General features: G+C 38.4%; 12 protein-coding genes. 4 read left to right on the forward strand and 8 right to left on the reverse strand.

Annotation, left to right across the window (positions count from 1 at the left end):
- Positions 1 to 172: 172 nt before the first annotated feature.
- Both gatB and L2567_RS06010 read left to right on the forward strand, forming a co-directional pair.
- A complete protein-coding gene (gatB, locus tag L2567_RS06005) occupies positions 173 to 1627 on the forward strand; it encodes an Asp-tRNA(Asn)/Glu-tRNA(Gln) amidotransferase subunit GatB (protein ID WP_235296844.1) in 1455 nt (484 codons plus the stop codon).
- Positions 1628 to 1682: 55 nt separating this feature from the next.
- Positions 1683 to 2021: a MerR family transcriptional regulator gene (locus tag L2567_RS06010; RefSeq protein ID WP_235296845.1), complete on the forward strand. Its 339-nt coding sequence runs from the start codon at positions 1683 to 1685 to the stop codon at positions 2019 to 2021.
- A 5-nt stretch (positions 2022 to 2026) separates the two neighbouring features.
- On the opposite strand, the gene L2567_RS06015 is transcribed toward L2567_RS06010, so the two are convergent.
- From L2567_RS06015 to lpxD, 4 genes are read right to left on the reverse strand one after another with little or no spacing between them, the layout of a single operon-like run.
- On the reverse strand, positions 2027 to 2644 hold the full coding sequence (locus L2567_RS06015; RefSeq protein WP_235296846.1) for an ABC transporter ATP-binding protein: 618 nt from the start codon (positions 2642 to 2644) through the stop codon (positions 2027 to 2029).
- Between the two features lie 11 nt (positions 2645 to 2655).
- On the reverse strand, positions 2656 to 3429 hold the full coding sequence (gene lpxA / locus L2567_RS06020) for an acyl-ACP--UDP-N-acetylglucosamine O-acyltransferase (RefSeq protein ID WP_235296847.1): 774 nt from the start codon (positions 3427 to 3429) through the stop codon (positions 2656 to 2658).
- A gap of 9 nt (positions 3430 to 3438) precedes the next feature.
- On the reverse strand, positions 3439 to 4827 hold the full coding sequence (locus tag L2567_RS06025) for a bifunctional UDP-3-O-[3-hydroxymyristoyl] N-acetylglucosamine deacetylase/3-hydroxyacyl-ACP dehydratase (RefSeq protein ID WP_235296848.1): 1389 nt from the start codon (positions 4825 to 4827) through the stop codon (positions 3439 to 3441).
- A gap of 8 nt (positions 4828 to 4835) precedes the next feature.
- On the reverse strand, positions 4836 to 5876 hold the full coding sequence (lpxD, locus tag L2567_RS06030; protein ID WP_235296849.1) for a UDP-3-O-(3-hydroxymyristoyl)glucosamine N-acyltransferase: 1041 nt from the start codon (positions 5874 to 5876) through the stop codon (positions 4836 to 4838).
- A 173-nt stretch (positions 5877 to 6049) separates the two neighbouring features.
- Here lpxD and L2567_RS06035 point away from each other — a divergent pair, with 173 nt between their 5' ends.
- Both L2567_RS06035 and L2567_RS06040 read left to right on the forward strand, forming a co-directional pair.
- A complete protein-coding gene (locus L2567_RS06035; RefSeq protein WP_235296850.1) occupies positions 6050 to 6820 on the forward strand; it encodes a hypothetical protein in 771 nt (256 codons plus the stop codon).
- Entirely contained in the window at positions 6821 to 7408 is a 588-nt protein-coding gene (locus L2567_RS06040; RefSeq protein WP_235296851.1) for a hypothetical protein, read from the forward strand. It abuts the gene before it with no gap.
- On the opposite strand, the gene L2567_RS06045 is transcribed toward L2567_RS06040, so the two are convergent.
- From L2567_RS06045 to L2567_RS06060, 4 genes are all read right to left on the reverse strand, one after another.
- Positions 7405 to 8049 carry a hypothetical protein gene (locus tag L2567_RS06045; RefSeq protein ID WP_235296852.1) on the reverse strand — a complete coding sequence of 215 codons (645 nt, stop codon included), beginning with the start codon at positions 8047 to 8049 and terminating at the stop codon, positions 7405 to 7407. The genes L2567_RS06040 and L2567_RS06045 overlap by 4 nt on opposite strands.
- 234 nt (positions 8050 to 8283) lie before the next feature.
- Positions 8284 to 9084 carry an enoyl-ACP reductase FabI gene (locus tag L2567_RS06050; RefSeq protein WP_235296853.1) on the reverse strand — a complete coding sequence of 267 codons (801 nt, stop codon included), beginning with the start codon at positions 9082 to 9084 and terminating at the stop codon, positions 8284 to 8286.
- 41 nt (positions 9085 to 9125) lie between these two features.
- Positions 9126 to 10781: a DNA repair protein RecN gene (recN, locus tag L2567_RS06055; RefSeq protein WP_235296854.1), complete on the reverse strand. Its 1656-nt coding sequence runs from the start codon at positions 10779 to 10781 to the stop codon at positions 9126 to 9128.
- Positions 10782 to 10820: 39 nt separating this feature from the next.
- Positions 10821 to 12650 carry a tetratricopeptide repeat protein gene (locus L2567_RS06060; protein WP_235296855.1) on the reverse strand — a complete coding sequence of 610 codons (1830 nt, stop codon included), beginning with the start codon at positions 12648 to 12650 and terminating at the stop codon, positions 10821 to 10823.
- Between the last annotated feature and the right edge of the window lie 27 nt (positions 12651 to 12677).

Raw genomic sequence — 12677 nt, forward strand, 5'->3', positions numbered from 1 at the left:
TGTATGGTTTGTAATTAACGTATTGAATCTAAATTTACCATTTAATATCAATCCTTTATAGTATTCTTAACACTATAAGCCCGATGAGGTTGACAAAGTCATCATTTCTTTAGATTACAATGAAAATCGCATTGTAATGGTGACTTATGCGCACAAAATGTAAATTTGCGGCATGAATTCAATTAAGATATCAGATTACGAAGTAGTTGTTGGACTCGAAGTACACATTCAGTTAAACACAAATTCCAAAGCTTTCGCCAGAGACCTTAATCGATTTGGTGACAATCCCAATACGAATATCAGTGCCATCACATTGGCACACCCGGGCACTCTCCCTAAGGCCAACAAGGCACATATTGAAAAAGCACTTTTATTAGCCATTGCAACACAATCCCAGATCAATCCTACTCACCAGTTTGACCGGAAAAATTATTTCTATCCTGATCTTCCTAAAGGTTATCAAATCACACAGGATCGGTACCCCATTTGTGAGGGAGGACATATTACTTTTGAGTCGGAGGGTAGAATCAAAAAGGTGAGGTTACATCATATTCATATGGAAGAAGATGCGGGTAAATCCTCTCATGATTTGTCAGATCGTGTCTCAATGCTGGATTATAATCGGGCGGGAACGCCCCTTGTTGAAATGGTAACTGAGCCTGATTTACGTAGTCCTCAGGAAGTCCATGATTTCATGGCCTATATGCAAAAGCTTGTTCGCTATCTCGGTATCAGTGATGGAAATATGGAGGAAGGCTCCATGCGTTGTGATTGTAATGTGTCTATCAGACCAAAAGGCAGCACCATCTATGGAGAGCGTTGTGAAATAAAAAATGTCAATTCTAAAAAATTTGCCAAACAAGCAGTCGCTTATGAGTTTAAGCGACAATATAAAATGGTTTCTAAAGGCGTCGTTTTTTCCAAGCAAACATTGAACTTCAATCCTGAAACAGGAGTAACTACTCCACTCAGATCCAAGGAAGATGCCCATGATTATCGCTACTTTCCCGACCCGGATTTGCCACCTATTCTATTGGCACCAGAATACATACAGACTTTAAGAGAAAGCATGCCCATGTTACCGGAACAATACGTAGAGCATCTCACAAGTAAGTATGGGCTCAATGAATATAATTCGAAAGAGCTTACTCGAGAAAAAGCCTTTGCAGATTTTTTTTTAAGGCTTGCACAGAAAGAGCACGATTATGAACTCTTAGCTAAAGTCATCGTAAACAAGATTTTACCTGAGGTTAAGGACAGTGGGAAGTCCATTGAAAAACAAGTGGTTTCAGATGAAAGACTCCTTGAATTCATAGGATTAATCAAAAGCAAAAAAGTAGCACCTTCAGTAGCTAATCAGATTCTTTTCCCGGCGATGTTAGACCAGAGTAATGTTAACCTTTTGGAACTTGCAGGCAGGTTAAATTTATTAAAGAGTGAGGATCAAGGGTTTCTAGGCGATATTCTGGACGACATTTTGAAGAACCATCCTGAAGAATTAGAAAAGTATCGCAAAGGGAACAAAGCGCTTATTGGTTTTTTTATGGGTCAGGCGATGAAGGCAGCAAAAGGAAAGGCAGATCCAAAGCTGCTCAAGACAGAATTGGTGAAGAAGTTAAATGATTAAGTAATTCTTTAGGGGATTGCTTATATTTGTACTATGAACCAATATGTTACACATTTTGAAAATTAAACTAGACCCAGATAAACTTTACTATTCCATCGGAGAAGTTTCCGAAATGTTTGATGTCTCTAATTCTTTGATTAGGTACTGGGAATCAGAATTTTCTAAACTTAAACCGCAAAAGAATTCACGAGGTGATCGTAAGTACACAGAAAGAGATATCAATACCCTGAAAGCCATATATATTTTGGTCAAAGAGAAAGGTTACACCATAGACGGAGCGAAGAAGGCATTGAAAGAGGAATTATCAGAACAAAAAAAGCGCGACCAGGTCATTTCTAGATTAAGAAAAATACGTGAAAGCTTAATCAAATTGCAGAAAAGCCTGGAAGAATAATCATACTATTTATAGAGACTTAAATCTAAGAACTGATCACATAGTTTATAATCTTCGGCTTCATTGCTGGCTACGATTAAAGTTCTTTCTCCCAGCCAATCATTCAGCAATCTCTGATACCATAGCTTTGAGGCTTCATCGAGATTAGCACCAGGCTCGTCTAATATGACTACTTCAGACTCCGTTAGAACAGCCAGAACGAGTTTTAGTCTCTGTTTCATTCCCGAAGAAAAATCACGAATGTATTTCTTGCTTTCCTTTTTTAATTCAGAAATGTTCAGCAATTCATCTAGTTCTAAATCACCAATTGGCTTCCTGAATCTAAAGTGAAACCTGACGATTTCTTCTAAGCTGAACTCTTCAATCAAGGCCATAGCGGTTGTGGCGATACTGAATTTTCGAAAAACCTGATCAACGTTTATAGGGCCATCTTTTGTTTGATAACTGATTTCACCTTTGGTAAATGGAATTTTTCCGACGACCACCTGAAGCAGCGTAGATTTGCCTGCACCATTGGATCCTATGATTGCATATCTTCCTTGCTCTGTAAATCGATAATCAATATTTCTGAAGATCCATTGGGATCCGTATCGCTTCGAGATGTTTTCGAGAATTATATCCAATTTCCTGAGAGTTATTGGTATCCACGCATCAGTCCCCTTTCTGCCTTGTTGACAAAATTCAAGATGTATTCCTTGTCTTCACTGTTGGGTATTTCCTGCTCAATCAGATTGACGGCTTTCGAAATAGCATGTCCTTTGACATATAGAATTCTATAAATTTCCATGATATTATTGATTCTCTCGGAAGAGAATCCTCTTCGTCTTAGTCCTATTGAGTTTACGCCAGCGTAAGACAACGGTTCCCGGGCTGCTTTTACAAACGGAGGCACATCCTTACGAATCAAAGAACCGCCTGTAATCATGGAATGCTTACCAATCTTCACGAATTGATGTGCAGCCGAAAGTGCAGATATAATGGCGTAGTCTCCAATTTCAATATGACCAGCAAGATTTACGCCGTTGGCCAGGATGCAATTATGGCCTATGACACAATCATGTGCCACGTGAACATAAGCCATCAGCAGGCAGTTATCACTAATTTTCGTTTTATAATTTGCTTTTGTACCACGATTCAGGGTGCAAAACTCTCTGATGGTTACATTATCACCAATTTCAACGATCGAATCTTCACCATCAAATTTAAGATCCTGCGGAATGGCTCCTATTACTGCTCCAGGGAATACTCTACAGTTTTTTCCTATCCGTGTACCAGAAAAAAGGGTAACATTTGGCCCTATCCATGAACCATCGCCTATTTCTACATTGTCCTGAACGGTTACGAATTGCTCGATCTGTACATTGTTACCTACTTTTGCCTTTGGATGAATATAGTTAAGCGTGCTCAATCCCTTTTTTTAAGTTCTTTTAACGATTTGGGCAGTCAACTCGCCTTCCGAGACAATATTGTTACCCACATAAGCAGTTCCAAGCATTTGGCAAATTCCTCGTTTGATAGGAGCCATTAACTCCATCTTTAAAATGAGGGTATCTCCAGGCACCACCATTTTTTTGAACTTAACATTCTCCATTTTTAAAAAATAGGTATCCCATTTATGCCCGGGCTCTTGAAGACTCAGTGCCAGGAGCCCGCCGGTCTGTGCCAAAGCTTCCATTTGTAAAACTCCCGGGAAAATCGGATTTCCTGGAAAATGTCCTTGAAAAAACTGCTCGTTAAATGTAATGTTTTTTACGCCTACCACGTAATTTTCTGACATCTCAATAATCTTATCTACCAACAAAAAAGGATATCTGTGAGGCAATTGGTCAGCAATTTCCATGGTATCCAAAACAGGTTTCTTGTTAGGATCGTATTTGGGTTTCCCTTTTAATTTCCTTTGCTCCTGATACTTGGCTTTGAGTAATTTCGTAAACTCAATATTCACTCTATGCCCCGGTTTGGTAGCCACAATCTTACCTTTTATGGGCTTACCCAGTAATGCGACATCACCTATTAGGTCCAACAACTTATGCCGGGCAGGTTCATTTTTATATTTTAGGTCAATGGTATTCAGTACGCCTTCCGATTTGATTTTAACACTCTTTTTTCCCAATTTTTTAGCCAATCGATCCAGTTCATCCTGTTCCATTTTCCTGTTGGCAATAACGATGGCATTGTCCAGATCTCCTCCCTTGATAAGCCCCTCCTGAAGTAGATATTCTAGTTCATGGACAAAAACAAAGGTTCGGGATGGGGCAATATGTTCACTGTAATCCTCAAAGTTGTCTACATGAGCGTACTGCTTCGATAGAATCGGAGAATTAAAATCTATCATTGCAGTGTATTCTGTACCATCGTGGGGAAGAGCAATCAATTCAATACCACTGACTTCATCTTTGTATTCGATAGGCTCATCTACAACAAAATATTCTCTCTCTGAATCCTGGGCTACTATTCCCGCTTCTTCTATCAGATCTACAAACGGCTTTGCACTGCCGTCCAAAATAGGAATTTCAGCTCCGTCAATTTCGATCAAAACATTATCTACACCTAAACCTGTCAAGGCAGAAAGCAAATGTTCAACGGTGTGAATCTGAGCTTCTCCCGTTTTAAGGGATGTTCCACGTTTGGTCGAAAAAACATACTTCACATCTGCCGGAAAGGACGGTTTACCGTCCAGATCAACGCGACAAAATCGTATGCCGTGGTCTTTTTCAGCGGGATGTAAAGTCAGTTTTGTTTTAATTCCAGTGTGTAATCCAATTCCTTCTATAGAAACGGATTTCTGGATGGTTCTTTTAAACATATTATTGGTTATCGTTTAGAAGATTTAAGTATTTCGATCTCAGCTTTAAGTGCTTTTATCTCATCGGAAAGATCTGGCAAGTTTTTGAAGTGTGCGTAGGATTTTAAAAATTCCCTATAATTTATTGCAGGTGTGCCATACACTTGTTGGCCCTTTTCATAATTGCTTGAGGTGATACCAGATTGGCCTTGAATTTTCATATTGTCAGGAACTTCAAGATGACCGGCTATTCCTACCTGGCCGCCTATCTGGCAGTTTTTTCCAATTTTGGTTGATCCTGCAATTCCTGTTTGAGCTGCAATGACCGTATTTTCACCTACAACTACATTATGTGCAATTTGAATGAGGTTGTCTAATTTGACTCCTTTACATAATCTGGTACTTCCCATCGTTGCCCTGTCGATGGTTGTATTGGCGCCTATTTCGACATAATCTTCTATCACAACATTTCCCACTTGGGGGATTTTTTCATAATGACCTGCAGTGTTGGGTACAAAGCCAAAGCCATCACTTCCGATGATGGCATTTGAATGGATGATCACATGATCTCCTATGACACAATTATGGTAAATTTTTACACCGGGGTAGATAATGGCGTTTTTACCAATGGTCACATCCTGACCAATGAAGACTTGATCGGCGATAAAAGTCTGCTCACCTATTGAAACACCCTTACTCACTACTGAATATTCACCGATAGAAACTGAGTCGGGAATATGGCAATTTTCTTTAATGATGGAAGTTTCTGCAATACCTTCATTCTCAAAGACATGATTAAAGGAACTGAGTAATTTACTTAAAGAGGAATAAACATTTTCGACCTTGATCAGGGTAGGCTTAATTTCTTTAGTGGGTTGGAAATCTTTCGAGACTAAAAGAGCAGAGGCTTCAGTAGAATAGGCAAAAGTATTGTATTTTGGATTAGCTAGAAAGCTGATGGTGCCTTTTTTTCCTTCTTCGATTTTGCTGGGGCCTTTGATTATCACATCCGGATCTCCTACCAATTCTCCCTGTACGATATCACAAATATCCTTGGTTGTTATGTGCATGCGCTACCTAGATTTGTAAAGTTTTTCTCTAAATCAAAAATATGGGTGTTCACAGAGTAAAATATTATTTGTACAAAGTTAGAAATAATTAAATAATATATGCTACGGCTGTTCATTTATTGACTTAAGTCTATCTTTGTATTTTTTCATTAATCTAACGTCTGAAACCGTAAATGCGTTTAGGAATCCATAGTTTATTTTTCACAGATGTCATAGAAGCTAAAATGAGGGAATTAGCAGAATCTAGTGATCTTGCACTGGAATTTTTCGTACGTGATTTCGATCCACCCTTAGATTTAAGTCTAGACGCTTTTTGTTTTCCCATCCATCTAATATCACCACAGCAAAAACAAGAATCAGAGATTGTTTTACTGCTAGATATCGGACAACGGTCATACAGTTTGTTAATCCATAAAGATTTAAAGGAGGTAGGTAAACGGTTGGGTTTAAATCCAGACGTCCCTATTTATCATCCTTCAGAATTTATCGGCAATCGACTGTACGAATTGAATGCTTCGATTACTCTAAGAAAAAGTCAAACAATAAAGATTATTGCTGATTTAATGGACGGTGTTCAATCGAATTTCGTTATTGAGTCCTTTCTTGTGAACGATAAGATTTCTGAATCATATGAAGTTATAAATCTTAATGAAAAAGAATTTGGTCATGCACCCGGACAGGGATTTATAGCCGTTATGATTAATAAAGATTCAACCTTCAGACAGATGCTGCGAAGGCTGAACAGTAAGGGTAACATTGCTATTAGTAATATAGAGCGAAAGATTGCCAAAATGTATGGACAACCCTTGAATATTCATTGTGAGCTCGATATGGCAGGTAGATATAAAGTTTGGGCTTTTACGGAGACTGCGCAAGTTCAAGTCTCCCAAAGTACTCGACATTTATTAGAAGATAAAGTGATTAGCAAATTAAAAAATAATTAAGTGTATTTAGTATTTGATACCACAGGTGCCGGTAAACCTAAAACATGGAAAGCATCGTACACTGATGTATTTAATTGGCCGAGGATGATTCACTGCTCCTGGATTGTCCTAGATGATCAATTCAAGCCTATTGAGGATTATAATTGCATTATCAAACCTGAAGGGTTTACGATTTCACAAGATGCTGCTAAAAAAGCCGGTGAAGAGTTAAACAGGTTTGAATCTGGAGATCCGATTGAAGTGGTACTTGAAAAATTTAAAGAGAGTTTGGATCAAGTTCAATATATTATTTCGTTTAATCTGGATTTTAATGAATCCGTTTTGGCCGCAGAATATCACAGAAAAGGAATGAAGAATCCACTCCTGTACACTGATAAATTTTGCCTGATGCAAGAAAGCACATGGTTTTGTAAGATCCCTGGAAGAGGTGGAAAATACAAGTGGCCTACCTTGAATGAATTACATGCCATCTGTTTCAATCAGAAGTATTCTCCTGCCGGTAATGCACGTGCAGATGTCATTGCAGCAAGTCGTTGTTTTATTAAACTTATGAAGCTAGGCCAACTCGAAGATATGTTTGATGACTAATTTACCGGGGTGTAGAGTTGGTCATTGACCTCAAAACCAATTATGCCTTCGGAAGCTGTGAAATACAGGGCGAGGCCAGCTTCTTTACATGTCAGTACGTTTTTGTAAGTCTTTTCTCTCAATTTAACTTCACCTTCTTCTGACATGAAGTTATCGATATCTACAATTTCAGAACGATTAAATTCTGGAGAAGTGAATTTAACATCTGTAATATGGCTGGCAAAAGTGGTCGAATTGACATGACTTAATGTAAATCTTACCGCATCATATAATAATTCAGTTTCCGGTTCATAAGCGAAAACGCTGGCTTCGATCGCGATTAAGGTACTGTCAGATGAGAGGAAAATGCTCTCTTGTGGAGCTTCGATGTATTCACAATAGCTGCTTTTGTAGGGGTCAAGCGGGTCACAGGTTGTTTTCTGGCAAATAAAGTAATTAGAAGATTCCCGACTTACTTCAAGGTTAATTAAGGTGCCACTATTCGAGATGAAAGAGATTTTATCACCTTGATTATATTTTAAAAAGTTCTTGGTCGATGCTGCTAACTCAGTCTCACCTACTTTTACATTTTCGCAGGTCTGCTTGCACGAAGCAAGGAAAAACAAACCACCAAAAACAAAAAGGAAGTAATATCTTTTCATGTTTGCAAAACGTTGATTCACCTTTGAATAGTTCTGAAACTGTATAGAATTTTTACTCAACAAAGCGAAAAAATTGTCAAATTTGGTTTGAAAACTTTACATACTAGTAAAGAAATATTAGAAAATTTATCACAGCACTTGATGATCAAGACATTTCATAGCCTGAAGACGATTTTCTAATCCGCTAATAATAAGCGAGACGGATAAAATAAGACCCGGGATTTCAAATTTATATTACAGCCCAATAACTGCCGGATTCATTCCCATACTAGAAAATCCTCCATCGTGAAAAAGATTCTGCATGGTGACCATTCGGGTCAAGTCACTAAACATAGCTATGGTAAAGTCCGCGCACGACTCTGCTGAGGCATTTCCGAGGGGCGACATTTTTTCTGCGTAATCAAAAAATTCCTGAAATCCTTTGATGCCCGATCCCGCAGTAGTCATTGTAGGCGACTGCGAAATGGTATTGACTCTTACGTTTTTAGCAGCGAAGTGATAACCAAAACTTCTAGCGAAAGACTCTAACAAGGCTTTGGATTCGGCCATTTCTGAATAATCGGGAAAGACTCTTTGTGCAGCAATATAACTAAGTGCCACGATGGAACCCCATTCATTCATAGCATCTTTCTGATATAATGTTTGCATGAGTTTATGGAATGAAATGGCAGATACATCAAAAGTTTTTTGCATCCAATCATGGTTCAGATCAGTATATTCTTTTTTCTTTCTAACATTGACAGACATCCCTATGGCGTGTAGCACAAAGTCCAGCTTGCCTCCCATCAATTCCTGACTTTCAGAAATCAAATTTTCTAATTCTTCCAGATTTGTTGCATCTGCATAGATGATGGGTTTGTCAATCGACTCAGCCAGTTTTTCCAAGCTTCCGAATCGTTTCACTACGGGTGCGTTGGTTAAAACAAAATCTCCTCCTTCCTCAAGTGCTTTTTGTGCAATTTTCCAGGCAATAGATTGCTCATCCAGTGCTCCAAAAATAATTCCCTTCTTACCCTTTAAAAGTTCGTTTGCCATTTTGTCTAAATTTAATTTGTAAAGTTAAAAGAATCTTAGACTTACTCTGCCATCAGGACTCTTGCATTCTCCATGGCCGCTTCAGAAGGTGGATCTCCACTCAGCATTTTTGCAATTTCCACAGTTTTATCTTCTCCTTCTAGCACTTCCATTTTTGTAAAACTTCTGTCCTGACTGTTCTCTTTGAATATCCTGTAATGCTTTTCTGCTTTTGATGCGATTTGTGGTGAATGGGTGATGTTGATGATCTGGTGTGAACTGGAAAGTTGCTTGATCATTACACCCATTTTTTGACTGATAGCCCCGGAGACTCCGCTATCTATCTCATCAAAGATAAGGGTGGGTAGTTTAACTTTTTTGGCCAATTCAGATTTGATGCAAAGACTTAATCTGCTTAATTCCCCCCCAGAAGCCACTTCCTTGATCTCCTGCAATCGGGCACCCAGATTCGCAGAAAATAAAAACTCAACAAAATCTTTTCCCGTCTCTGTGAATTCATCAAGACTTGTAATCTCTATTTGAAAGCGGGCATTTTCCATCGAAAGCTGGTGTAAATATTCTTGTGTAGCGTTATATAATTTGGGAGCAACTTTTTTACGATTTGCTGATAAATCATTGGCCAGCTTTGTCAATTCATTTTGCAAAGAGGCAATTTCATGCTCTACTTTAATGATTTCTTCTCCGGATTGTTTAAAGCTCGAGATCTGGTCTGCAATTTCTTCCCATTTTGCAAACATTTCCTCTTCAGAATTTAAATGGTGTTTAGCTTGCAGGGCATAGGCTAAGTCAAGCTTTTCCTGAATAATCGTAAGCTTTTCAGGGTCAAGATCCGTTTTTTCAGATTGATCTAAAAAAGCGCTTGCCAATTCTCTCAATTCTTCAATGAGGTCAAAGTACTTTTCTCCGAGTTTTTCGATTTCAGGATGAAAACCAGAGACCTTATCGATTTCATATTTTATTTCCTCCAGACCGCTTATGATTGAAGTTTCAGCCTCTTCTAAGGTATAAGCTGATTTAGACAAAACAGATTTAATCATCTCCGCATTCTCAAGCACTGCAACTTCTGACTCCCAGTCCTTTAACTGTCCTTCTTCCAGGGCAAGCTTTTCAAATTCTTCTAAATGATAGGATAGCAGTTCCTGGTCTTTTTCAGCTTGTAGTTTGGCTCTAATTAATCTATTGAGTTCCGATTTCTTAGCATTATAAGCCTGAAAGGTTTCTTGATATTGTAGCAAGAGCGCTGTGTTCTGAGCGTATGCATCCAGAAGTTCCAGTTGTACTTCTGGATTGTTAAGTCCCAATGTATCGAATTGCTGATGCATGTCAATCAGTTGAGAGCAAAGGTCACGTAGATCCTTAAGGTTGGATGGAGTGTCATTAATAAAAGCTCTGGATTTACTAGTAGGCAGTATCTCTCTTCTGATGATTAATTCTTGATCAAATTCCAGTTCTCTGCTAGCAAAAAAATGCTCTAATGGATACTCACTGATATCAAAAGTAGCTTCGACAATGCACTTTTTGTCCAGATCAAACAATACTTTTGTATCTGCACGATTACCCATCACCAGCCCTAAAGCTCCTATTAAAATTGATTTACCGGCACCAGTCTCTCCTGTGATAATATTGAATCCAGTAGAAAAACTGATGTCCAGGTTGTCAATTATAGCGTAATTACTCACCTTCAGACTTCTGAGCATAGACCATTCAAGTTTGGCACAAAAGTAAGCAAAATAAGATTACATCCTTAAATTTTCAATGCCTCCATTGAATTGAAAACCAAGTTGTCTTGCTTGATTTAAGTCTTGTTGAGCTGCAGCAGAATTACCGGTATTATAGTAATATTGAGCCCTATAAAAGTAATAGACCCCCATATTGGGGTTCATTCTGATGGCCTGATTGATATTGGGTAAGGATAGATCCCATAGACCAGATAACATTTGTGCATTGGCCAGATTGGCCCACATATTGGCATTGTTCGGGTCAAGTCTCAAAAACCTATTGATATCAGCAATTTCGTTTTGATATTGTCCCAATTGATGATAAACGATACTTCTGTTAAGATAAATGGTCGTATTGTTAGGATCTAGTTCGCTGGCCCGGGTCAGATCCTGCAGTGCACTATTAAGATCATTTAATCTGGCATAAGTAGCCCCTCTATTCATATAATATTCTCCGTTTGTCGGTTCAAGCGCGATGGCTTGGTTGTAGTCACGAAGTGCCATTAATATGGTATCACGGTTTTGTGATTTAAAGAACAGTTTGGCTCTGCTATTAAATGGTCCGGGTTTGTTTTCACCTAATGATATGGCTTTATTGTAATCTTGCAATGCAAGACGATCGAATCCTGAATCTCTATAGTAGTTGGCTCTATTTCCCCAGGGAAGAGTTGTGTTGGGATGATACTTGATGACATGTGACCAAAGTGATGCACTGTTTTCCCATATTTTATTCTGCTGATAAGTGATATAAGCTATAGCAACTAAGTACAAAGAGACAATGACATTGATTATAGTTCGGTTTTTTGGAGAGGAGGCCCATTTTTGCAGGTAGTAGGCCAGGGCATATCCAAATCCGAAGTAAGCAATGTAAGTAAATCGGTCAGCTTGAAATCCTTGACCTGCACCCAGGATCTGCAATAGAAAAAATATATTGAAAGTAAAAAATGCAATACCAAAAACCAGATTTTTCCATTCTTTGATATAAGCCCATATGGTAAAAAGAACAATACCAATAGCCGGAATCATAGAGAGATAATGTATTATAGACAATTGAGGAGGGTATGGATAAAGGGGAATAAGCCGATAGGGTACAAAAAACTTAATAAAATAGACAACATAAGAAAAAGACCCTACAAAAAGTCGGTCATACCATGCGTAATCTACAGATGAATTGAGAGAGCCTTGTTGTCTTAAAAAATAGATACCTAAGAGTCCAATAAAAATTGAAATCAAAAAGTAAAACCACTTCTCAGTGATTCGTTTAAAGATTATTTTCCGTCCCAGAAGGTAGTCTACAGCCAACATTGACAATGGCAGGGTGACAGCCTGAATTTTAGATAGCCCGGACAGAAGAAACAAGACCATTATTTTAATCAAATGCTGATTCGGCTTTTTGTTTTTAACTCCTAAAATGTAATAATAAAGTGCGGCCAGATAAAAGGCTCCAAAGAGTACATCTTTTCTTTCCGTAACCCATGCCACGGATTCAACCTTCATTGGATGTATTGCGAACAACAAAGTACAAATTACACTCGCCCAAAGATTTAAACCTAATGCTATCGAGATTCTAAAAACAAAAAAAATACATAGAAGATGAAGCAGCAAATTATCTAAATGCCAGTAAAAGGGCTGATCCAATCCATAGATTACATTTTCAAGTGCAAAAGTCCAAATGGAGAGCGGGTTGTAATTCCCGATTATAGGAGTTGAAAAAATCGCGGGTGTATTGGCAATTAAACTGGCAAAATCAACCGAATGAACAACAAAGGTGTTGTCGTAAAAATTTCGATCATCATCCCAATTCACAAATTCATTCTGCAGGCTGGGAAGAAATACCAGTACTGCCAACAGTGTAACTCCTATTATAGCGTACCA

Origin of the sequence: Portibacter marinus (assembly GCF_021533195.1) — a bacterium.
GTDB classification, from domain to species: Bacteria; Bacteroidota; Bacteroidia; order Chitinophagales; family Saprospiraceae; genus Portibacter; species Portibacter marinus.